Annotated in this window: 27 protein-coding genes and 2 pseudogenes; 21 read left to right on the top strand and 8 right to left on the bottom strand. The window is 51.9% G+C overall.

The features are described 5' to 3' along the window. Window positions 1-258 precede the first annotated feature (258 nt). The 5 genes from AC2FNE_RS22150 (at window position 259) to AC2FNE_RS22130 (ending at window position 3,367) form a co-directional block, all read left to right on the top strand. A complete protein-coding gene (locus tag AC2FNE_RS22150) occupies window positions 259-438 on the top strand; it encodes a hypothetical protein (RefSeq protein WP_496806300.1) in 180 nt (59 codons plus the stop codon). A gap of 526 nt (window positions 439-964) precedes the next feature. After that, window positions 965-1,156, top strand: a complete 192-nt coding sequence (locus AC2FNE_RS22145; RefSeq protein WP_496806299.1) for a hypothetical protein — start codon at window positions 965-967, stop codon at window positions 1,154-1,156. Beyond that, window positions 1,144-1,311 carry a hypothetical protein gene (locus AC2FNE_RS22140; protein ID WP_496806298.1) on the top strand — a complete coding sequence of 56 codons (168 nt, stop codon included), beginning with the start codon at window positions 1,144-1,146 and terminating at the stop codon, window positions 1,309-1,311. Before AC2FNE_RS22145 ends, AC2FNE_RS22140 begins: the two co-directional genes overlap by 13 nt. Before the next feature lie 211 nt (window positions 1,312-1,522). Then, a complete protein-coding gene (locus AC2FNE_RS22135; RefSeq protein ID WP_496806297.1) occupies window positions 1,523-2,089 on the top strand; it encodes a hypothetical protein in 567 nt (188 codons plus the stop codon). 315 nt (window positions 2,090-2,404) lie between these two features. Then, on the top strand, window positions 2,405-3,367 hold the full coding sequence (locus AC2FNE_RS22130; protein ID WP_496806301.1) for an ISNCY family transposase: 963 nt from the start codon (window positions 2,405-2,407) through the stop codon (window positions 3,365-3,367). On the opposite strand, the pseudogene AC2FNE_RS22125 reads toward AC2FNE_RS22130, so the two are convergent. After that, window positions 3,249-3,563 (bottom strand): annotated as a pseudogene (locus tag AC2FNE_RS22125) (DoxX family protein); the annotation flags it as partial. The gene AC2FNE_RS22130 and the pseudogene AC2FNE_RS22125 sit on opposite strands and share 119 nt — an antisense overlap. Further along, window positions 3,512-4,060, bottom strand: coding sequence for a helix-turn-helix domain-containing protein (locus AC2FNE_RS22120; RefSeq protein ID WP_496806296.1), 549 nt, complete (start codon window positions 4,058-4,060; stop codon window positions 3,512-3,514). The pseudogene AC2FNE_RS22125 and the gene AC2FNE_RS22120, both read right to left, overlap by 52 nt. A gap of 57 nt (window positions 4,061-4,117) precedes the next feature. Between AC2FNE_RS22120 and AC2FNE_RS22115 the strand changes: the two genes are divergently transcribed. From AC2FNE_RS22115 to AC2FNE_RS22105, 3 genes are all read left to right on the top strand, one after another. Further along, complete coding sequence (locus AC2FNE_RS22115; protein ID WP_496806295.1) at window positions 4,118-4,516, top strand: hypothetical protein; 399 nt, start codon at window positions 4,118-4,120, stop codon at window positions 4,514-4,516. A gap of 269 nt (window positions 4,517-4,785) precedes the next feature. Then, a complete protein-coding gene (locus tag AC2FNE_RS22110) occupies window positions 4,786-5,382 on the top strand; it encodes a DUF6088 family protein (protein ID WP_496806294.1) in 597 nt (198 codons plus the stop codon). A gap of 2 nt (window positions 5,383-5,384) precedes the next feature. Continuing rightward, the gene (locus AC2FNE_RS22105; RefSeq protein WP_496806293.1) at window positions 5,385-6,392 is read left to right on the top strand and encodes a nucleotidyl transferase AbiEii/AbiGii toxin family protein; all 1,008 of its coding nucleotides are present in this window, start codon (window positions 5,385-5,387) and stop codon (window positions 6,390-6,392) included. Between the two features lie 55 nt (window positions 6,393-6,447). Here AC2FNE_RS22105 and AC2FNE_RS22100 read toward each other — a convergent pair whose 3' ends face one another. After that, a complete protein-coding gene (locus AC2FNE_RS22100) occupies window positions 6,448-6,624 on the bottom strand; it encodes a DnaA N-terminal domain-containing protein (protein ID WP_496806292.1) in 177 nt (58 codons plus the stop codon). Window positions 6,625-6,853: 229 nt separating this feature from the next. After that, window positions 6,854-8,734 carry an adenylate/guanylate cyclase domain-containing protein gene (locus tag AC2FNE_RS22095; RefSeq protein ID WP_496717020.1) on the bottom strand — a complete coding sequence of 627 codons (1,881 nt, stop codon included), beginning with the start codon at window positions 8,732-8,734 and terminating at the stop codon, window positions 6,854-6,856. A gap of 208 nt (window positions 8,735-8,942) precedes the next feature. Between AC2FNE_RS22095 and AC2FNE_RS22090 the strand changes: the two genes are divergently transcribed. The 3 genes from AC2FNE_RS22090 to AC2FNE_RS22080 all read left to right on the top strand — a co-directional run bounded on the left by AC2FNE_RS22090 (window position 8,943) and on the right by AC2FNE_RS22080 (window position 11,548). Next, window positions 8,943-9,575, top strand: a complete 633-nt coding sequence (locus AC2FNE_RS22090) for a tyrosine-type recombinase/integrase (RefSeq protein ID WP_496806291.1) — start codon at window positions 8,943-8,945, stop codon at window positions 9,573-9,575. Between the two features lie 350 nt (window positions 9,576-9,925). Then, window positions 9,926-11,278, top strand: a complete 1,353-nt coding sequence (locus AC2FNE_RS22085) for a DEAD/DEAH box helicase (protein ID WP_480523190.1) — start codon at window positions 9,926-9,928, stop codon at window positions 11,276-11,278. 60 nt (window positions 11,279-11,338) lie between these two features. Continuing rightward, window positions 11,339-11,548, top strand: a complete 210-nt coding sequence (locus AC2FNE_RS22080; RefSeq protein WP_170329064.1) for a cold-shock protein — start codon at window positions 11,339-11,341, stop codon at window positions 11,546-11,548. Window positions 11,549-11,871: 323 nt separating this feature from the next. On the opposite strand, the gene AC2FNE_RS22075 is transcribed toward AC2FNE_RS22080, so the two are convergent. Next, window positions 11,872-12,348, bottom strand: a complete 477-nt coding sequence (locus AC2FNE_RS22075; protein ID WP_496806290.1) for a MarR family winged helix-turn-helix transcriptional regulator — start codon at window positions 12,346-12,348, stop codon at window positions 11,872-11,874. A gap of 209 nt (window positions 12,349-12,557) precedes the next feature. Between AC2FNE_RS22075 and AC2FNE_RS22070 the strand changes: the two genes are divergently transcribed. The 3 genes from AC2FNE_RS22070 to AC2FNE_RS22060 all read left to right on the top strand — a co-directional run bounded on the left by AC2FNE_RS22070 (window position 12,558) and on the right by AC2FNE_RS22060 (window position 13,869). Beyond that, window positions 12,558-13,088: a GNAT family N-acetyltransferase gene (locus tag AC2FNE_RS22070; protein ID WP_480523193.1), complete on the top strand. Its 531-nt coding sequence runs from the start codon at window positions 12,558-12,560 to the stop codon at window positions 13,086-13,088. A 38-nt stretch (window positions 13,089-13,126) separates the two neighbouring features. Continuing rightward, window positions 13,127-13,525 (top strand): helix-turn-helix domain-containing protein, encoded by a 399-nt coding sequence (locus tag AC2FNE_RS22065; protein ID WP_496806289.1) that lies wholly within the window; start codon window positions 13,127-13,129, stop codon window positions 13,523-13,525. A gap of 71 nt (window positions 13,526-13,596) precedes the next feature. Then, window positions 13,597-13,869: a helix-turn-helix domain-containing protein gene (locus tag AC2FNE_RS22060; RefSeq protein ID WP_496806288.1), complete on the top strand. Its 273-nt coding sequence runs from the start codon at window positions 13,597-13,599 to the stop codon at window positions 13,867-13,869. 964 nt (window positions 13,870-14,833) lie between these two features. On the opposite strand, the gene AC2FNE_RS22055 is transcribed toward AC2FNE_RS22060, so the two are convergent. Further along, the gene (locus AC2FNE_RS22055; RefSeq protein WP_496806287.1) at window positions 14,834-15,112 is read right to left on the bottom strand and encodes a hypothetical protein; all 279 of its coding nucleotides are present in this window, start codon (window positions 15,110-15,112) and stop codon (window positions 14,834-14,836) included. Window positions 15,113-15,347: 235 nt separating this feature from the next. On the opposite strand from AC2FNE_RS22055, the gene AC2FNE_RS22050 reads away from it, so the two are divergent. The 3 genes from AC2FNE_RS22050 (at window position 15,348) to AC2FNE_RS22040 (ending at window position 16,497) form a co-directional block, all read left to right on the top strand. Beyond that, on the top strand, window positions 15,348-15,485 hold the full coding sequence (locus AC2FNE_RS22050) for a hypothetical protein (RefSeq protein WP_170712025.1): 138 nt from the start codon (window positions 15,348-15,350) through the stop codon (window positions 15,483-15,485). Further along, a complete protein-coding gene (locus tag AC2FNE_RS22045) occupies window positions 15,485-16,174 on the top strand; it encodes a hypothetical protein (protein ID WP_496806286.1) in 690 nt (229 codons plus the stop codon). The genes AC2FNE_RS22050 and AC2FNE_RS22045 overlap by 1 nt, the downstream gene beginning before the upstream one ends. A 74-nt stretch (window positions 16,175-16,248) precedes the next feature. Then, window positions 16,249-16,497: a ParB N-terminal domain-containing protein gene (locus tag AC2FNE_RS22040; protein ID WP_170678917.1), complete on the top strand. Its 249-nt coding sequence runs from the start codon at window positions 16,249-16,251 to the stop codon at window positions 16,495-16,497. Here AC2FNE_RS22040 and AC2FNE_RS22035 read toward each other — a convergent pair. Further along, window positions 16,489-16,929 carry a fatty acid desaturase gene (locus AC2FNE_RS22035; protein WP_496806285.1) on the bottom strand — a complete coding sequence of 147 codons (441 nt, stop codon included), beginning with the start codon at window positions 16,927-16,929 and terminating at the stop codon, window positions 16,489-16,491. The genes AC2FNE_RS22040 and AC2FNE_RS22035 overlap by 9 nt on opposite strands. A gap of 143 nt (window positions 16,930-17,072) precedes the next feature. Here AC2FNE_RS22035 and AC2FNE_RS22030 point away from each other — a divergent pair. After that, window positions 17,073-17,588 (top strand): annotated as a pseudogene (locus tag AC2FNE_RS22030) (IS6 family transposase); the annotation flags it as partial. A 626-nt stretch (window positions 17,589-18,214) separates the two neighbouring features. Here the strand turns inward: AC2FNE_RS22030 and AC2FNE_RS22025 are convergent. Next, a complete protein-coding gene (locus tag AC2FNE_RS22025; protein ID WP_496806284.1) occupies window positions 18,215-18,433 on the bottom strand; it encodes a hypothetical protein in 219 nt (72 codons plus the stop codon). A 211-nt stretch (window positions 18,434-18,644) separates the two neighbouring features. Here AC2FNE_RS22025 and AC2FNE_RS22020 point away from each other — a divergent pair, with 211 nt between their 5' ends. From AC2FNE_RS22020 to AC2FNE_RS22010, 3 genes are read left to right on the top strand one after another with little or no spacing between them, the layout of a single operon-like run. Further along, window positions 18,645-19,145, top strand: coding sequence for a Dps family protein (locus tag AC2FNE_RS22020; protein WP_496806283.1), 501 nt, complete (start codon window positions 18,645-18,647; stop codon window positions 19,143-19,145). A gap of 52 nt (window positions 19,146-19,197) precedes the next feature. Then, window positions 19,198-19,485 carry a sll1863 family stress response protein gene (locus AC2FNE_RS22015; protein ID WP_496806282.1) on the top strand — a complete coding sequence of 96 codons (288 nt, stop codon included), beginning with the start codon at window positions 19,198-19,200 and terminating at the stop codon, window positions 19,483-19,485. Between the two features lie 52 nt (window positions 19,486-19,537). Continuing rightward, window positions 19,538-20,800, top strand: coding sequence for a DUF2254 domain-containing protein (locus tag AC2FNE_RS22010; protein ID WP_496806281.1), 1,263 nt, complete (start codon window positions 19,538-19,540; stop codon window positions 20,798-20,800). The last annotated feature ends 233 nt before the right edge of the window (window positions 20,801-21,033 follow it).

Below are 21,033 nucleotides of genomic sequence, written 5' to 3'. Positions count from 1 at the left end.
ACAGCTCACTGGGATATCGACCGCCTGCTCCGGAAAGCATCGTGCCGATGGACCAAACGGCCACGATGCACTAACAATCAAACCGGACCACCCGTTGGGGGCAAACCAGGATATGCCATCTTCGCCATGAGCTCGCCCGCCCAGATTTCGTGTTCCCGTGTCATGCATCTATGATACTTTAAACGTCTTGGCAAAACCATACGGACATAGTGCAACCAGAGAATTATGCACACGTGCATTTTCATAGTAGGGGGTTAGATGACGGTATTAGAAATCGCGCTGAACATCGCAGGCGTCGGCGCGACAATCGCCGGGTTCGTCTATGTACGTCATCTGCTCGAGACCGCTGGACGGGGTCGGATTGAAGATCCTGATCTCGTATCCGAGTTCCGAGAAACAGCACCGTATCATTTGCTGAATGAACTGGTGTCTGGCTAATGAACCTCTTCATTGTTTTTGCACCTTCGAGCTCGAGCCTCTCCGGTCTTGGCCGATTGAAGTCGGTCTGGCTTAGCTTGAGCGGCTGTAGGTTTTTGTAAAGGCCTGGCTGGTTTGCACGCCTGGTATATGGGGCTCATCTGACAGGGGATCTAAGTCCGAAGAGATCCATAGTCTACGCTGCTCTACGATACTTAGTTCCTGGTAAGACGCCGAGGTCGCTAGCGAGTGGCTGCTGGATATCGCCAAGGAAGATACACTGATTTCTGACGCGCCGGAGTTCGATCGACGTTAGCTTGATCGCCTCCTCGGGCGATCGGGCCCACGGATCTAGAATTTTGAACAAACCTGAACAGCAATCTGCGATCTGCTGCTCTGCTAAAGAAGCATCAGAAGTTACTGAGGTCTAAATGGAGTATGGGGGAGGATTTTTTGAACCTCACCTACGACGGTTCAAAAAATCCTCCCCCATGCCCCCATTTATCGCTCAAAGGCGAAAGCACAAGGGGCAACTCTTGGAAAAGACATGAAAAAAATTGAATGGCTATCCGATTTACAACAGTCGCCTACCATGCCCCCCAATCACAGTTTGCCGGATGATCCGTCTGAGATGACCGATCGACTGGATACCGCGTTAGACGCAATGCTCAAGATTGGCGAGACCTTTTCAGAAAGCGAAATCGCCCAAGTGGATGAAGATGGGGGTTGCTCGATCTAAAGCTGCCCGTTGACGCCTTTTTGGGTTGGTCGAATTTGGACAACCCCGCCATTGGTCTGATGTTTCTGCGATCCGGATCAGAGGTTCTGTCTGATGATCGGATGACAGGGATGGAGACGCGCGAACTGATCATTCACCTGACCCCGTTTTTGTGAGGTCCAGTGATTGGTCAGTTCGTTTTCCTATTCCTGCAATCTTCCAGTTGCGTCATCTGCGCGATGTGGCCGCCAGTAAGACCACGTTCAAAAAAGTTGAATTTTTTTCGAAATCGATTTCCGGAAAATCCAAACACACCAACTTTCTTTCTGCAGCAAAGAGCATGTCTTTGCAATCACCCCTAACCACTTGTATACACGGAGTAAATCGATGGGTAACCCAAACACGCCAAAATTCGTCTTGTTCGATGAGGCACAACTGAACGTCCAATCGGGCGCAACGCTCGATGAAATTACAAACGCCCTGTATGATCTAATCTATGATGAGATCGCTCCCTATGACGATTTGGGCGATGAATCGATCGAACTCGAATGGATCGCGTCGGAACGTCTCGATACGTCAAAGCATCTGGGCTGGGGTTCGCATCCTGAATCGTCCGAAGAGAACGATGATTGGACAGCTTCGTTCACCAAAATTCTTGCCGATTGCACCAGTCTGCCAGCACCCCTCATAGACGCTTATGTGAAATCAGGCAAAAAAGCCGAAATCGGATATTGGCTGCGACACAACCTGGAGACTGGCGCAAGTTTCCGCCAGGGCCTCAGCAGACCTCACGAAGACACTTTGATGTCACTTGAGCGCGCCCGTGTCCCGGGGTTTGTTCCCAGCAGTTGTTACTATGATAGCAGGTCTGAAGATCCATGTGACGCACGTCCGAAGGATTTCGGTGATGGGCGACGTATCCTCGTCGAAATGAAAGTGAATTGGAGTTGGTGAATCCTGACCTCAAAGCATCGCCGTGAGTACAGTATCAGTGGCGCTCCTGAAACCGCCGGCGAGAATGTACTCGGCTAGTTCTTCCTACGCCTCGATACTTTGGAGCTGGGGTCATTCGACCCGGTTTTAGGAGGCCGCCTGAGATAGAAACTTGCGCAGAAACATTGGGCGGCCTGCATGGTGTATATCTCTTAAGCATTTAACATAATTTAGATTATCAGGAGAATACCTGAAGCCGCAAAGTTAAGATGTCCCACATTATCAAAGTAGAAGTGTCACACTTCCCTGTCGAGCAGGCAGGATTGGAGTGTGACGGTGGGATTGGTTGTCATGAGCGAGCGCGAGCTTAATCGAATAGAAGTGCTGAGCCAGGTTTCCCAAGGCCGAATGACGGTAGTTTCCGCCGCAAATGTTCTGAACTTGAGCCGCAGACAAGTTCACCGTTTGCTCAGGGTTTTCCAGACTGATGGTCCAGCTGCGCTGCGTCACAAGCCGCGCGACCGTAGATCCAACAATCGTATTGATCCGGCCGTTCGAGAATTTGCCCTGGCACTCGTCAAAGAGCGATACGCTGATTTTGGCCCGACACTGGCAGCTGAGATGTTGTTGGAACATCATGATCTGAAAGTTTCGCGCGAGACGCTGCGCAAATGGATGCAGGCAGATGGAATCTGGCTATCTCGCAAACAACGCTGGACGTTCCACCAGCCGCGCTTGCGCCGGGAATGCTTCGGCGAGCTCATCCAGATCGACGGATCTGACCACCGCTGGTTCGAAGATCGCGCCCCGCCCTGCACGCGGCTGGTCTGCATCGACGATGCGACCAGCACATTGATGCAGCTGCGGTTCGTGAAGTCGGAAAGCACCTTCAGCTATTTCGAAGCGCTTGAAGGCTACCTAGCTGATTACGGTCGCCCTGTTGCCTTCTATTCCGACAAGCACACCGTGTTTCGGGTAGCGCAGCAAGCGGACTTTGCAAAGTCGAGAATAAAGGCCCGTTGTGCACGTTCCATCGCTGTCCTGGGGCTGCCTGGCATCGGTCGGGTGGCTGTCGTTACAGCACGTTTAGAAGTTTCGAATACCCAGCGTTCAAAACAAGAGCCGCAAGTGTCCCTGTTATCGTCGCCGGTATACTCTGCTTCCAGGTATCGAACACTAGATGGCAGAATATCGCTCCGACAGATGTGCAGAGCAACGCTAGTGCTCCTAGCGGCCCGATCCAGGACGATTGAAACCAGATGGCGGTTGCCCCGAAAAGTTCCCCGCAACCGACGATGAACATGATCTGCCTGTTGAGGCCGTAACTTTCGAACATGCCCAACTGGATTTCAAAGACCTTCTTTTGCCACCCAAAAATCTTGATGGATGAAGCAAAGAGAAAAAATGCAGATAGAAGACCGATGGCGATGTTCAGGAGCAATGCTAGTCCTTCCGGTTTGATTTCTTGTAGGCTGCCGGAGATACGCCCGTCCATTTACGAAATGCTCTGGAGAAGGCGGTTGGGTCGGCATAGCCAAGCCTTTGCGCTGTCTCGCCAACGGATTTATTGTCTTTTGCTAGCAGGCGTTCGGCTTCTTCCTGCTTAATGCGCGCGATCACTTGGGATGACGTTTGACCGTAAGGTTTCAGCCGGTTGTTCAGTGTTTCCTGATGAAAACCGCAAAGGTCCGCAAGCTCATCCACACCAAATCCTGAATCCGCAAGATGGACCCTGATCAGGCCTTCCAGTCCCGCAAGGAAATCCTGCGGGGCGGCCAGATCCTCATCCATAACCCTGTAGTCTGGCGGGTTCTCCAGTGCCTCTGGTCGTAATCTGTAATTTAACCAGCTGGAGGGAAACCTGATCGAAAAACCTTGAGGATTGCACTTGATAGCCCGAACGCCGTGAAACTGACCGGGCAGCGCATCCGGGTCACTGACGCGAAGAATGACCTGGTTGGGGTCCCACCTGAAATCCAGGACACGGTGCAACAGGGATATCCAAATACTCGTCAGAAACGCATCGGTTTGGCTGGGAGAAACCGAAATTTGGAAGTTCCTTTTGGCACTGAAATACGCGTGCTCTCCTTCGACAAAGAGGGATTGCGTAACGGCATTGGATTCTTTGGAAACCGCTTGTGTGAACCTGGTAAAAAAGTCTCCCAATGTAAGGGCTTCTGCCAGCATATCGCCAAGCGGGAGAAATTTGACAAGATCAAGGATCGCCTGACATGGGCCACGGACATGCTGCCCTGGTACAGCCAAGAGCTTGAGAACACCCGCGCGCTGATGGGACGAAATTTCTATCCATATGGCATGGAGAAGAACCGCCAAACGCTTGAAACGCTATTCCGGTACTCGAACGAACAACAACTAACTTCTCGGACATTGAGCGTTGAAGAGACTTTCCTCGAAGAGAGCCTGGAGTATTTTGAGGACTCTACCTAGCGTATCGCCGATATCTTTGCCTCATGAAGTGGCTTGTTCAGGCGGTCATTTGTTGATCTCGCTTCATTCTGAGCTTTTAAATCTGAAACAGGCAATTGAGCCTATTTTTCGCGCCTCATAGGCTAGAATGGCCGCTTTTGCTACTTGCGTGAGTTCACTTTGCACCTGCAGCGAATGACTGCATTCCGCCGGACTTACGCAATCACCTCAGCTTTCTTCTAACTTGAATGTCAGAAAAAAATACTATATTTTCTGACAAGGAGAAAACTATGATCACTTCATCAATTAAACAACGCATCATCGGAAAAGGCCGGGGGGCAATCTTTGCACCAACCGACTTTCTGGATATTGGCTCCCGCGCAAGCGTGGATCAGGCATTGTCGCGTTTGGCGGATCAAGGGATGATCCGACGGTTAACGCGTGGGCTTTATGACTATCCGAGAAAGAGCGCCCGATTAGGGCTGTTGTCTCCGTCAGCCGATGACATTGCCAAAGCGATTGCACGCAAAGACAATCAGGTTCTACAGCCCTCCCCTGCCATGGCAGCCAACCAGTTGGGGCTGTCGACCCAAGTGCCGTCTAAGCCGATTTATATGACCGACGGCCCGACCCGCACCAAGAAAGTCGGTCGACAAGTCATCCAGTTCCGGAATGCATCATCCAAAACACTAGTTGGTGCAGGCCAGAAAACCGGCGCCGTATTTCAGGCGTTACGCTATGTCGGCAAAAACCGGGTGGATAGCCGGGTTGTCGACACGCTGGCGCGCAATCTGGATGGTAAGGACCGGGCATTGCTTGCAAAACAAAGCAGATATGTTCCGGCTTGGATGCATCCGGTAGTGCAGCAAATCGTGGCGCGGAACTGATCGTGGACCAGTTTGCCAACGATACTCCAAAGAACCGTGAAGAAGCGTTTCAGGAAACGGCCGCACAGCTTGGTTTGTCCAAAGCAATCGTCGAGAAGGATTTCTGGGTCTGTTGGTCACTGAAACATCTATTCGCCCTGCCCTCTTTTGGCGCTCACATGATCTTCAAGGGCGGGACATCGCTATCCAAGGCCTATGACATAATCCATCGGTTCTCAGAAGACGTGGATCTGTCTCTCGACCGGGCACAGCTCGGTTTCGAGGGCGCACGTGACCCCGACCACCCTGCCCTTTCCGGTAAAAAACAAAAGCAACTGCTGCAGGAACTTCAGGATACAGCCACCAAAGTAGTCTCAGGACCGCTTCTGAAAGAAACCAAGATCAAGTTTGGCACTGCGCTGGATCAGCACTTTTCCCTGTCGGTCGATCCTAATGATGCACAAACCTTGCTTTTCGCCTATCCATCCGAGACAAGTGCGGCCAGCGGCTACATCCAGCCGGTAGTGCGGTTCGAGTTTGGCGCCCGTGGCGTTCACCTACCAGCCGAGTCCCGCAGGATATCACCTTATGTGCATCAGGCCTTTCCAGACCTTGTGGGAGCGGGCGACATTGATGTGAAGGTCTTGGGTGTTGAACGCACATTCTGGGAAAAAGCCACGATCCTGCATATGCTCTATCATCAGGACATCACCAAACCTCTGGCTGACCGTATGTCGCGCCACTATTACGACATGGCTCAGTTGATCACACACGAGTCCCATTCTCGCGCGATCGAACAGATCGGCTTGCTGGATCAGGTTGCACACCATAAGTCCGTCTTCTTCAAAGCGGCTTGGGCTAACTACGAGAATGCCAGGCCCGGATCTCTAAGATTGCTACCAAACCCTGAGCTGAAAGCAGCGCTGCGCCGGGACTATGTGGGGATGCAAGAAATGATCATGGGGGATACCCCCTTGTTTGATGACATCCTGAAAACCATTGGGGTGTTCGAGGCCGAACTCAACGGTTGAAATCAGCAACTTCGGTGGTCTCAAGGCACAGCGCGCGAGCTTCAAAACCGGATTGTTAGCCGAGCAGACACACTTTGTGAATTCGCCCAAACTCGAGCTGGATCGCTCCAAGCAAAGGTTTCAAATGGTGAGACTGAATATACTGCGCGATGAACTTGCTGGGTGCGCGCAAGGTGATCGTCTGATCTTGCGTTTCAACAAATTTGAGATCGCAATACCAACTTTTAAACAATAGTGCTTCAGACTCTGATATGCAAATCCTTCAATCAGGCCCAAAGGTGCTGATGTCAGACAATATTGCCGTTTTCTGCGGTTTACATGGTTGGCTGGTCGCAGCCCAAACCAGACATTCATCAGCGAACTTTGTTGATCCCGAGGAGCGGATTGGTCCGTTCATGCAACGATGCTACCAAAAGTGGAAACCGCGCATAAAGCCAGTATCCGGGGATATGAAAATCTTTCTATTCGGGCAATCCACCAGCAACCATCGCACCAAAATACCGGTCCTGGTCCTCAGTATGCATAAAGGGTGTGTTTCTGTGTGTAGAAACACGGAAGTCCGGCCGGATTTCGAGTAATTTCTTTGCTTCAACCTGTGCATCTTCCAGACGTCCCATTTCAGCAAGGGTTGCGACCAAGATACGGCGCGGAGGAAGCGACTTTGGATAAGTTGAGATACCGGTTTTTGCCAGCAGAATTGCCTGTTCGTAATCTCTGATGAGGAAATGAGAAAGGGCCGCGTTAAAATTGTACCAGCCGGGATAACGCGGATTGACCTTTTTTGCCTTGTTGTTCCACTCAATCGCTTCGGCTGGCTCACCCATAAGCGACCGTAGAAAGCCCATACCATATAGAACCTCAGGATCATTGGAGTTCTCCCGTATTGCCCGCTGAAATGCCTGGTATGCAAGTTGATGATCGTGGTCAGCAAACAAATGTAGCTGGCCCAAGCGGTGTTGAACGCGATAGTCCGATTGATCCAGTTCTAACGCACGCTGTGCGTGCCTACGGGCTTTGTTCAGCGCGGTTTCTGGATCGTCCGACCCACCAAAGCGCCAAACGCTAAGGTAGCGACCGCTCAATTCAATATGTGCAGAAAGGTAGTCTGGATCGAGCTCTATTGCTCGTTCCAGTAGTTCAATTGCCTCTTGCCGACTCGCAGTATTCAGCAGCTTGCTTTTGGCAACAGCCCTCAGAAAAAGTTCATACGCTTCTAGATCATCGGTCGGCCGTTTCCTAAGCGAAGCGATTTCTTCTTCCTCAACTACTATTTTTAGGGTGGATGCGATTTCCCGAATAAGGTCGGCTTGAGCGGCAAACAATTCTTCGATCCCAATGTCATATTGTTCAGACCATAACGCGTGCCCCGACTCTGTCTCTATAAGTGTTGAGTTAATTGAAATTTTCTCGCCAACGCTCTGAACGCTACTTGAAAGAACATATCGCACACCGAGCTCTCGACCTATTTCGAGCGGTTTGACCAAGCTGTCGGCAAAGGTAATCGAAGTCGAACCAGCGATCACAAATAGCTGTGGAAACTTCGAAAGCTGCGTCGTGATCGCTGTTCCAAAGCCTTCCGCCAGATAGCCGACCTCTTCAACTGGTGAGCGGTTCTCAAAGGGTAAAACGACAATGGAAGGTTCGTCCGGGATGGCAAGCGCCAACTCCTCTTGGTCGGTCAGGGGGCCCACATCTCTGGATCGCCACCATATTACCGCAACCAGCACCAAGCAGATGCATATTGCACCGACCAGAGTTGGCGCCCATTTGGATATGTGTGGTTTCGTATGCGCAACTGGCTCCGATACAGCCAAAGCCTTGGCCTTGTCATCCAGTACGACTTCGAAGGCTCGGACTGGTCTCTCTATGTTCTTGACTTCGGTCTCACCCAGATCCTCGAAATTCAGATCCAGTTTGTCCTGCACCTGATCCCGCACGCTGCGGTGAATGCAAATACCTCCGGGCTCAGCCAAACCTTCAAGGCGGGCAGCGACATTGACGCCATCACCATATATGTCTCCGTCCTCGGCAATCACATCTCCGATATTTATGCCGATCCGAAAAACAATTCTTTCACTTTCTGGAACGTCCGAGTTTCGAGAAAGCATTTCGTTTTGTACAGAAACGGCAAATTTCATTGCCTGTACGGTGCTTTCAAACTCCAGCAGTGCACCATCACCCATCAGCTTGATTGTCTTGCCGCCAAAACTCGCCGCAAAGGGTTCAATGAGTTCCAGCCGATGCGACTTTAGTGCAGCCAGCGTCGATGCCTCATCGCGTTCCATCAGCCGCGAGTAGCCCACGACGTCAATACTCAAGATAGTGGTAAGGCGGCGTTCCACTCCCGTTCTCCCCTACACCGAAGATTATCCACCCTGATCTATTGAATCCATAGTTCTGCTATTCGCCCTACACCAAATCGCATATTTGTGGCGCTGGTCGGGCTTCGACAAAGTCAGATTATTCATGACGGAGACCAAGCATGGTAACCAATAGACGCTGACACTGTGTGGGCGATGAGGTTGTGCGTGGCGGTGTGGAGTATTCGTCATGCAAGTTTTAAATCTAACCGTCATTCGAGTTGGCCGATCTGCGTGGAACAAAGGTCGGGTTATTGGCCAGAAGCGCCCGCTTTTGCCAAGGCATGTCTGGGCAATACGCGTTCGCTTAGAAATTTCAGAAGATCATAGGAACTTAGCACTCTTCAATTTAGCAATAGATAGTAAGCTCCGTGGTTGCGATCTAGTTCGCCTGAAAGTCGCAGACGTGTTTACTGCGGGAAAAGTAAAGGAACGAGCGTCAGTCAACCAAAGCAAGACACAGAAACCAGTTCGCTTTGAAATTAGCAGTGGTACACGAAACTCGCTTCTGAGATGGTTGAAACAACCTGCAATGAAAAGATCCGAGTACTTGTGGCCGGGACGGTTTCAGTATCGGCTGCATATTTCTACTCGTCAGTACGCGAGGTTGGTTCAGTCATGGGTCGCTTCGATTGGGCTTGATCCCAGCCAATATGGGACCCATTCAATGCGACGCACAAAAGTGGCGCAGATTTATCGTAGAACAGGTAACTTGCGAGCCGTGCAGCTATTGCTTGGTCACACCAAGATGGACAGTACAGTGCGTTACCTGGGTGTAGACATCGAAGACGCGCTCGCCATCGCGGAAGCCACCGTGGTGTAATCCATCAGGCCGCTTTCGAGCGGCCTTTTTTGCGCGCCCCCCCCTAGAGTAGAACTATCAGCCCAAACCGGACATTCAATCCAAGACTTTGCTATTCCGGCTTTGCGACAAACGTAACCTTGGCAAATGTCTGCTCTATGAATGAGTTGTTGCTTTCTTAACCTTTGCCCTGTAGGTGAGGCGCAACGCCGCGTGTGGATGAACAAATCAGCGGTAAAGTATTCTCGCCCGTGATCCCCAGATCGTTGTCTTGAATAGCTCCTTGAGAGCAACGAAACGACGGCGGCTATTTCATACGAGCTTCCCAGTAGATTAGAGAGACCAAGTGCCGATAGCGGTGAACCGCGTTTATGGCACGAGACCAAACGCTTTTGACGACATTTGACACCCTCGGCCTTGCCGAGCCCATCCTGAAGGCCATCAAGGCTCAAGGATATTCGACCCCTACGCCCATTCAGGCCAAGGTCATTCCGCTGCTGCAATCTAAGCGCGACGTGATCGGTATTGCCCAGACCGGCACAGGAAAAACCGCCTCATTTGTATTGCCCCTGTTGCATCGGATTGAGCGTGAGAGATCAAAACCCGCTCCGAAACAGTGCACAGCCCTGATCCTTACGCCCACGCGTGAGCTTGCGGCGCAGATCGTGGACAACATCCTCGCTTACAGCAAGTTCAGCTTGATCACGGCGACACTTGTCGTCGGTGGCGTACGCCCCGGCGGGCAGATCAAGGCTCTCAGCGGCGGTGTGGACATTGTGGTGGCAACGCCTGGTCGCTTGCTGGATCATCTTGGCACAGGCGTCATCAATCTGTCTCAGACCAAGGCCATCGTGGTGGATGAGGCCGATCAGATGCTGGACTTGGGTTTTCTGCCCAGCATCCGAAAGATCATGGCCAAGCTGCCTGAAAAGCGACTGACTGCGCTTCTTTCGGCGACCATGCCGGGGCAGATCAGAAAGCTTGCCGATGATTTCCTGAACGATCCGGCAGAGGTTCAGGTAGCGGCTGTTTCAAAGCCGATTGAACGGATTGCGCAGAGCGTCAGACATGTTGCCAAGCAGGACAAACGCCGTGTCCTGGCAGACATTCTGTCGGACAAAGCTGTTCACCGCGCGGTCGTTTTTACACGCACCAAACGCGGTGCCGATAATGTCTGCAAACACTTGATTGCAGCCGGGATCAACTCCGCTGCCATTCATGGGAACAAAAGCCAGCCTCAGCGCGAACGTGCCATGGCAGGATTCCGGTCGGGATCAACCACCGTCCTTGTTGCCACCGATATTGCCGCACGGGGCATCGACATCGACGATGTATCCCATGTGGTGAATTATGAGCTTCCGAATGTGCCGGAATCCTATGTGCATCGCATTGGCCGGACCGCCCGCGCGGGCAGAACCGGCACCGCGATTTCACTGTGTGATCGTGAAGAGATGCCCCTCCTGCAGGATATTGAAAGGCTGATCGGCAACAGGCTGCCAAATGGCGATGAAATGCAAGCCGAACCTGCGAAACGCGGTCGCAATGCAAAACCGCAAAAGCCCAGCGTTGCCAATCTTGCACCTTCGCCAAAGCCGCGAACCGTTGGCCACGCGACGCACCAGCGAAACGGACACCGACAACACCAGATCGACCCCTCCCAAGCGCAGGACGGTCTTATGCGAATGCTCTCCAACATTGGTGAGTTTACCCAACCTGCTGCCTGAGCGTAGCAAACAGCCCCGACTAATCCCGGCGGGCGCACATGTCATTGAAAGGATAATCTCATGACGACCGGAACAGTAAAATGGTTCAACGAAACTAAAGGCTACGGCTTCATCGAATTGGATAACGGCAGCGGCGACGCATTCGTGCACATCAGCGCGGTTCAGCGCTCCGGCCTCGACAGCCTGAAAGAAGGCGCAAAGGTCGGCTTCGATCTGAAAGAAGACCGGATGCGCGGCAAGACCTCCGCCGAAAACCTGCAATTGCAGTAGGCAATTCACAAACGATGCCAGGCTGCGGCTGCAATTGTCGCTGTCTGGAGGCCTAGGCATTCAGAACCTGCCACTTGCTGCGCAGCGACTAACTGACATGTTGGGTTCAGCGCTGCCGTTCACGGCGATAAGCATGATGGGCCGGTCGAAGTCCAAAGCGGAAGCGTTGTTCCAAAAGGAGATATTGGCTGCTAGCCTGCAATGAATGCGTGGCAATGAAAGATCGACTAAGTTGACGACGGGTCCGTTTAAGCTGCCAAATCCTTTCTTGATAAAAGCCTCGACAAAAAAGGTGCGCTAATAGGGTCGATCATTCCGGCCCATTATTCCGCCTTGTTCAAGTCGCCGGTTGTCAAGATCGCGCCGGCCTGAAGGTCTTCGGCGTCTAGCATCGTTGCAACCCTTTCGAGCGCGGCAACAAGCATTGCCTGCTCCCAATCCTCCATTTGCTTGAACCGCTGCACATAGAGCTGTTGCAGTGGATCAGGGGCGTCCTCAAGGGTTTTCCGCCCTCGATCCGTGATCAGGATATTGGTCTGCCGTCGGTCGGTCATGGATTTCTCGCGCACGACCATGCCGCCCGAAACCAGCTTGTCCACCAGCGCAGTGACAGTTGCCTGGCTGACATGCATGCGCATTGAAATCGCCTTGGCCGTGGTTTGCCCGGTCTCGCCAATCACTTGCAGCACACGAAGCTGGACCGCGGTCAGCCCGGCGGATTGCGCCAGTTCCCGGCCGGACATCTCGGTGGCGCGCAGGATTCGGCGCAGGGCGACAAGGCTGCTGTCGATACGATCCATGTATCTACTCCGCATTCGAATGGAGTGAGATTGTCAAAATTGCATTGATTTCTCAAGCGTTAACGGAAAATGAAATAATTAGTCCTACTAATTAAAATATCACTAATAGAAGTAGATTTACGACGCTTTAGTAAAAAATAGCTTCGTCTTTTGAAGTTTCGACTTTCCTGTGTTACTTAGCTAGTCAAAGTTTATTGATGGAGCGGTACATGCAGCATTCTTTGGAGTTGTTCGAACAACCTATTCCGGTTTTGCGTCCCCCTTTACCGGAAGACGGCGCAGCGGTGTCTTCGCTGGCCAGAACCGAGGATCAGGAAGCTATAGGTGGTTTTCTGGGCGAACTGGCAGCCTTTGATGACTACAAAGAATTCTCGATCATTGCGGAACTGGATGGAAACCTGGTCGGAGCGATGCTGGCTTATGTTCTGCCATATGACCTGGAAACCCTGTTTATCTGGCAGGTCGGCGTTTCAGAGGATGAGGCGGACAAGGGTCTTGCGTCGTTGATGCTGGGGCAGGTGATGCGTCGGGACGTCTGCACCGATGTCACCCGTGTTCAGACCGTAATTGCGTCCAACGACGAGCGAACCTGGGCTTGTTTCCGCCGGTTTGCGCGGTCGCAGCAATCCCGGATGGATATCCAGCCCTTAATCACGCAGGCACTGACCCCATATCGCCGCCATGAATGCAGCAATCTTGTGACGATCCGTCTTGCGGATCGCAATGATCTCGCGGTCTGACCGCGCCACGACATTTTCAACTAAAGTGAGAGAGCAGAATGAACGTAGCCACGACTATATCAAACGACACCTCATACTACGGTGATGAAGCGGCAACTCTGGGCGACCGGATCGTCGCCGCGCGCGAAGCCGTTGGATACTCGCAAAAGAAGCTTGCCAGTCGCCTGGGCGTCAAACTGAAAACCGTGCAGGGATGGGAAGAAGATCGTACCGAGCCACGTGCAAACAAGGCGCAGATGATGTCCGGTATTCTTGGGGTCTCTCTGGTTTGGCTTCTGAGTGGTGAAGGAGATGGTGTGCTTGAACCGACCGATACCATTTCCGGATCGGAGGATATTCAGGGCATCCTTGATGAGATCCGGAGCCTCCGGACAGATATGGCTCAGACGACCCGCAGATTGAGCGCAGTCGAAAAACGCCTGCGCGCCAGACTTTGACATCGGCGCAAGTGCGAACTTCAGGTGTGGCCTATGGCCATGCCTCAAACGACAATAATAGGGAGCAGATCATGACAGGACCGGACCCCAGCCTTGTGCCCGTCGACCCGGCGCAAGGCGCCCGTTCGGACACCAATTCCGAGCCCGTGGCTTCACCGCTTGAGGTCCGCGAAAAGGCCGGTTTGACCGTGGCGGAAATGGCCGACCTTATCGGGATGAGCGAATTTGGTTACAAATTGTGGGAAAGCGGTGCCCGCCGCCCCGGAGGGCCTGCGTATAAGCTCCTTGCGCTATTGGATGCTCATCTAAAAGAAACAGTTACTCGTCTTCGAGAACTGATTTGAACGATACCTGTGCAGATCGCTTTGTTTTGCTTGCCAGCCGTGGACACGATTGGTCTCGTTGTCAGGCCAGGAACAGAATTGAAATTTACTTTGGCAATGGGCCGATCACACTGCGGTATCAATGTGCCCAGAATTCCTGTCTCGCCATTGTGCCTTAGTACCCGAAATTGGCCCTTGAAGCAGACTTTAAACGCAATGCGTTTGTGCAGTTGTACTGCGCATCACGGAAATCGTTTTCTGCCAGTTTGCCAATAGCTCCGTTTCAAAGGTGGTATCCCGCTGAATTTTGTCTCTCAGTTATTCTCAAAGCCACCTAATAACTCGCCGGTCTCAAAAATTGACCATTCCGCAGCACGCGCTTCTTGACGAGCGTGCGTCCTTGACTCTTCACAGACTAGGAACGACAAGAGTGTATTGGTAAAAAATTACTCGCCGCCGCGATGCTGCCGGTTACGATAATCCAATGGCATTCAGACTAATTGTAGCATGAGCCTCAGCCTAGGAACGGGTTTCGCTGGGGTTTTCGCTATGAGCTCGTTCCTCGCAAGCATTCGCAACTGTCACCTGACGTGCTCCAGTCATCGCGTGACCCATGAAAGAAGGCGCCGTATGAACAGCACATGGCTCTTATATTGCGTGCTTGATGCCCGATAGATCAGGTCTCAGGCTCGGTTTCGACCATTCATTCATCGTGTTTGCTCGCTGCATTCTTTGTTTGATCCCAACACTTTTGGTGATTCTCTCAGGAACGCAGCTTCCTGCTCAGGTCGCGGGCAATGCCGATGGGTCTGTTTGTGACGAAGGTTTCGAAAACAAGAACGGATCCTGCCAAATAACAGACTTGCCAGAAAACGCATTTTTGACGGGTAGCGCCTATGGCAGCGGCTGGGAATGCAATCACGGTTTTCAGAATGTCGGAGAACTCTGTGAGGAAATAAGAGTTCCCGAAAATGCCTATCTTGCATCAACCGGAGATCAGTGGGAGTGCAATCGGCTGTTCCAGCGTGTTGGAGAAGAATGTGAAGAAGTGATTTCGCCTCAAAATGGGTACGTCGAAACCAGGTTTGGCGTGCAGGAAATACACTGCAACTGGGGATTTCGTAAAAAGAACCAGGATTGTGTTGCGATAGATGTCCCGAGCAACGGCCGCCTGACTGACAAAAACAGCGCGGATGGTTGGGTGTGCATCAGAGGTTACAGGGCAGCGGATAGCGGCTGTGAGCCCGTGGCAGTTCCACCGCATGCATACCTTGCGCCTGAAACTTATTCCGGATGGAAATGCAAACGTGGTTTTCGCGCAAACCGGGACAGGTGCGTTGCGATCCTTGTGCCTTCAAACGCTCATTTGAATCGAAGAGGTGATGGTTGGGAATGCAATCGGCCGTTCACACGACAGAACGATACGTGCACCGAAAATGTGCCGCGACAATAGGTTAATGGAAATCAATATCGCCTGACAAATTCGGAAGGATCAAGCCGTGAACCATAACTCGATTGACGAAAACCTGGGCAAAATGCTCAAGGCCGAAAGGGCGCATCGCTGGTCCTACAGAGCGAAGATGTTTATCGCGTTATTGGTGTTTGTTGCGGCCATAATTGTGGTGGTGTTTCTCTGATGCGCAAAAATGCCCCTCAAGTAACCCTTCCCGGTTCAAAGATGTCAGCTCGTGGTCTGGAACAAAGAGCATTTCAGGACCGCAGTGTTCGTAAGTCGCGGAACGCTGACGTAGCAGGAGTGATTGAAGAAGAATTTGGAAAGTACTTGATTAAGGCTGGCATCCTGAGCGGTAACAGCGTTGCGCGCGCATTCCCTAAGCCACCGGCTAAAACGCAGACAATGATTGCCGATGCAGTCGGCGAAACACCAGCATTGGCCATCGAAGCATTAAAAGAAATTCTCGGTGAACGAGACAGGAAACGTAGTGGTCAACGCCGTTTGGAGGGTAACTCCGGCACTCTCGTTCCCAGCGAAAGAGAATATGCCGAGGCACTGCGACAGATCAGGCTCACCCCTGCGCAGGTCACAATGCTCAAAGCACTTACAATCGCAGGCAAGGAAGGTCTGACCATTGGTCACTTGTCTCAGGCAGCCGGTTACAAATCGCGCGAGGCCTCCATCAAGGTTTTCAAGAAAATCGGACTATTGATCGCAGAATATCTGGAACTCGAAATTCCCGAAGCTGGATCGGCTCAGAATGATGGAGCCGCTCAGGTCCTGGCATTTTCTCACATCGAAAGTGACGATAAGCCAGCAACTTGGATTATGCATCAGGAACTGCGCGACGCTGTTCGCTCGGTTCTATGACGTACGTTCCAGCCCCCGCTTTGGAAGCGAGCTCTGAACCGGAACAAATGCACGAAAGGTTGCCCACGTAGTTAATGTTGGAAAAAAGACCATATCCGCTCGACCTGATCTATGTTCCTGCGAAACGGGCGAAAACGCTTGATCAACAAAAAGTTCTGACGCTGGCCGAAGATATTCTGAAGAACGGCCAGAAGACCCCGATCCAGATACGCTCGGACAACAAGAGGTTCGTGCTAATTGAAGGCCTTCACCGACTAGAGGCCATTCGCGCCTTGGGCGGTGATACGGTCGAAGCCTATCTGGTACGTGCCAGACTACACTAATTGCCTATTGGAATTGGCGTTCGACAAAGCCTCAGAAAATGTCAGCAGACGTTGACTTTTTTCATCCCAAAGATGCAAGTGTGCACAATGAAAGCTCTCATATAGAGTAATACGCTGGCAATTTTCCAACTCAGAATGGTCACGCAAAACCTCGTTTAGCCGATAAAACGGTATGCGGCTGGCCAGGTGGTGAACATGGTGTATGCCGGTATTAGCAGAGAACCACCGAAGGATGCCTGGTAGGGCATAATGAGAACTTCCATAGAATGCGGCGTTCTGAAGATTCCACCCCTCTTCCCGTTCCCAGGTCGTGTGCTCAAACTGGTGTTGAATATAGAAAAGCCAAATACCAATCGATGATGCGACAATCATGGTTGGCAGGAAAACATATACCAACACCTCAAAACCTCCGGCCCAAAAAACCAGAGCCAAAATGGCTCAGGACTTTTGCGACAAGGTTTGTCCCTTAGCAATACTTGCAGTTGAGGAAGGCTCTGTTGCAAAGTTTTGACCATTGACCTTCATGGCGTTAGCGCCTGTGTGGCGAACGGCATCATTCAGAAGAAGTTTGGTCCATGATTTCTTTCAAAGGCGCGCAATATCCGAAGGATGTGATCCTCTTTGCTGTGTTCTTCTACGTCCGATACGGCGGGTCATATCGCGCCTTGTAGGAGATCATGGCCGAGCGCGGCTTTTTGGTAGATCACATCACGTTGAACCGCTGGGTGACACGATACTCAGGCGGTATTGCCGACACAACGCCCAGACGTGAAGGATCTTGTGATCGATCGTTGCGAATGGGCGAAACTTACATAAAGGCATAGGAATCATGGGCTTACCTTTTCCGAACTGTCGACAAATACGGCAAAACGCTTGATTTCATGATTTCACGACGTAGCAACAAACCGGCCGCCACAAAGTTTTTCTCTAGGATGCTGGTGGTCAACGGCCTTCCGAGAAAGGTCGTCATCGACAAAAGCGGCGCCAATACTGCCGGCATCAAGGTGATCAGCAACATGCTCAAGAGTATTGGTTGTCCGGTCCCGATCGAGATGGTAAGGCGGAAATATTTCACGGGTATATTTGACAAGAGCTTTTTTGATGCCGCACCTTTGTCTTTGGGTAAGCTATAGAGGTGAGACTGGCTTGGCCATCGAGGATCTCGTTTCCGTTTGGCCAAAAAAAGCCGGTAAACCTCTTCGACGTGACCGACGGCTTCTCTCTCCTGATCTCGTAACGGTTTGAGGCTGTAGTCGGCAGACGGTCCCTTTGTCCTGCCGCCGCGTTGAGAAAGGCTCCTGTGTCCGTCGTCAGAGTTTTCCGTAATGCCAGGGTTTTTTCGTAACAGAGGCTCTGGTTCGAATTCAGTTTCAGTTTAGGCGGTAGCGGGTTTGTGCTGCAAGCGGCGTTTCTGGATTGTCTGTTTCCTGATCTTCTCTCTCATCTTCAGGATTTTAGCGCTCCGACCATTGTGTTCATCGTCAATCAGCTACAAGCGCTACAAATTACCACCCCAAAAAATCGCACACGCGGCGGGGCTGCTCGCCCGCTTCTATACGAGCCTGCGCGAAGTTGAAGATATGCCGTTGAAGCGCGGGATCGACTGCCAAGGTATTTGCTGCCCGCCAAATTGGTCCACGACAAACAGCGAAAGAGAGACGCAAACAACGACTCAATCACCTGTGATTTTCAAGAGGATACTCTGTGTACTATCATGTCATTCGTCCACAACACGAAACTCACCAGAAGACGCATCCGTAGGAGGCTCATCGAATTCGTCGGAAACAAGGCCGCGACGAATAAGCTCTCGAATGGCAGCCGCTCTGGATGGCAACCTGTTCTCAAATCTCCAGTCATCGATAACTTTGAGCTCTTCGAGATCGAGCATCAGCTGAAGTTTCTCGGTGCGCTTAGGTGGTCGATTTTGATCAGACACTGGTGTGACCTCAGTAGCTTACGTCAGTTACTCCAAGCATGTATGGCAATGGGGCTGCGTGTCTACAGCAATGTTGGCATGTTGGGCCGGATACCCAGGATCATGAAGCACCCCATGATGCGTCGGGTACATATATTAAGTATATGTTTTTGTTTGAAATTTTATGTATCGCCCTTAAGTTCCACTCCGCAAGCAACGAAACGGAGTGAAAATGATACAGCAAGTCTTGAAGTCTGAAGTTCAGGAAGAAACGAACGACACAGGCATCGACAAGGATGTGTGGGTCGCCAACGCGGTGACGGAAGTACTGGCCGATACCATGATCCTGATGGTGAAAACGCAAGGAATACATTGGAACGTCGTGGGTCCACTTTTCCTGCCGATTCATGAACTGACAGAACGTCAGTATCGCGACCTGTTCGAAGCCGCGGATGACTTGGCCGAGCGTGTGCGCGCGTTGGGTCAGGTGGCACCGATTTCGTTCACTGACATGGTTAGCCAAGCCAAGCTGACCGAAGAAGAGACCGTCAAAGATGCAGAGGGCATGATCAAACAATTGGTCTCAGACCACGAAGCGATTGCCCGGAACCTGCGTGAGACTGCTGCGACCGCCGCCCGTTATGGCGATGGAGCTACAGAGGATTTGATGAATGCCAGGATGGCGAAGCATGAGGAAGCGGTCTGGATGCTCAAGGCAATTGTTGCGGCCTGATTGGCCGCACCCACGGAACTTTACGATTGCTTTGAAAGTGAAAGGAAAAAAGATGACACGTGTTGGTTATGAAAGGAAAGCTCAACTTCAATTGGATAGCTGGAATGCACAAATTGACGTCCTTGAGGCCAAGCTGAAGGTCGCCGAAGCGGATGCCAAACTGGAGCTAGAGGAACAGCTCAGCAAGCTTCACAAGGCAAAATCTGATGCGGAGACCAAGCTGGGGGAGCTAAGATCCGCCAGCGACGAGGCCTGGGAAGACATCAGGAAAGGCTATGAAGCAGCGTGGGGTGATATGCAGAGCACCCTTAAAGAGGCAGCCGACCGGTTCTTCGCGTGAACTTAAACGCTGGATTCGAGAATAAAGCTTGTATTGCGAATTGGGGGCCGGAATGCGAACACCTAAAGAGTTTGTGAGGTATTTTCGCGGGTTCCTAACGATCCCTGCCGCTATAAGTCTTTCCGGACTCTTGGTGGCTGGGATTGTTTTCAAGATTGAGCAAGCGCTTGTGGGCTGGGGTTGGTTCACATCCAATTGGCTCAGCGTTTCTAATAGCACTGCGAGTGGTGTGCTGGGTGCAATCTCGGCAGCATCCATGTCCGCGTTGGTCATGGTCTATTCCATTGTTTTGCTGGTCTACACCTTGGCAGCGGGATCTATTGGGCCCAGGCTCTTGCAGCGCTTTGGCGAAGACAGGGTAAATCAGATTGCAGTTGGCTCACTTGGAGCAACGTTTTTGTACAGCTTGATGATCCTGTGGCTGATACGCGATGACACATCCGTTAATTTGGCCGTTGCGCTTGGAATAATCTATTCGATCATCTCAGTTCTTTTACTGTTGCTCTTTGTTCAGACCGTATCGACGCGCGTAACCATTGATCAGGAGGCGGCGCGGATTTCCGAAGCCTTGGATCGCCAAGTGAGCACCGCAATCGAAAACAGCGCCGATATTCCATCTTCAGCGGCAGACCCTGACGAGGGAGACAAGCGCCAAGTCTCGGCTTCGGGCGCTGGATATGTGAATTCGATCAATACCGAAGGTCTGGTGACTGCGGCAAAGGAAGCAGGGGCAGTCGTCGTTTTTGATGTGCAGCCGGGTGACTTTATGGTTCCAACGGACACTTTGGCTAGTGTTTATGGTGATAGTGAAGAGAGCCTCAATGATCTGGTGCAAGCGACAGCTCCGTTGATCCCCGCGCGAGATCCTAGCGGCGATATCCGATTTTCTGTCCACCTCCTCGTCGAGATCGCACTTCGGGCTTTGTCGCCGGGTGTCAACGACACGTTTACCGCAATAGTCTGCATCGATCGACTTTCGGCGTCTCTGGCTCGAGCGTGGTCGTCAAAGCTCTGCACAGGTGTATATCGGGATGAAGACGGAGCCGTGCGTGTGGTTTACCCGTCCATCACGGCAGAGTCGTTGTTTCACGACTCGATGCCCGCCCTGAGACGCGCAGCCAGGGGCAATGGGCTCGTAACGGCCGCCCTTATTCGAGCTTTGGCGCGTATTGCTGAAGCAGCTCCAGAAGAAGATTTGCTGGCCGTTGTAGATGAACTATCTGCGGTCAGAGATGAGACCCGAGAAAGCGATATGCTAGGGCGCGATGTTGATAAGTTTTGCGGCCAAGTCGAAACCGCAATTGAAGGGATTTAGTCAACCGACCTGAGCACTAGCAGTCCAGTTCGGCTGGGGGGTGGTTTGTGAGTGGGCCATCCCCCAACTTATGTAGATATGCGTGAGGATAGGGAAACCCTCCTATCAACACCAAGCCCAGCGGATCTGTTGCAAAGTTTTGACCATTGACGTTGGTAGAGTTAGCGCGTGAATGACCACTGGTCATATCAAGTCGAAAGCTAGCTCATGATCTCGTTCAAAGGCGCGCAATA

Source organism: Ruegeria sp. YKSD179 (assembly GCF_059612885.1).
This window is presented reverse-complemented; position numbering and strand designations above follow the sequence as displayed.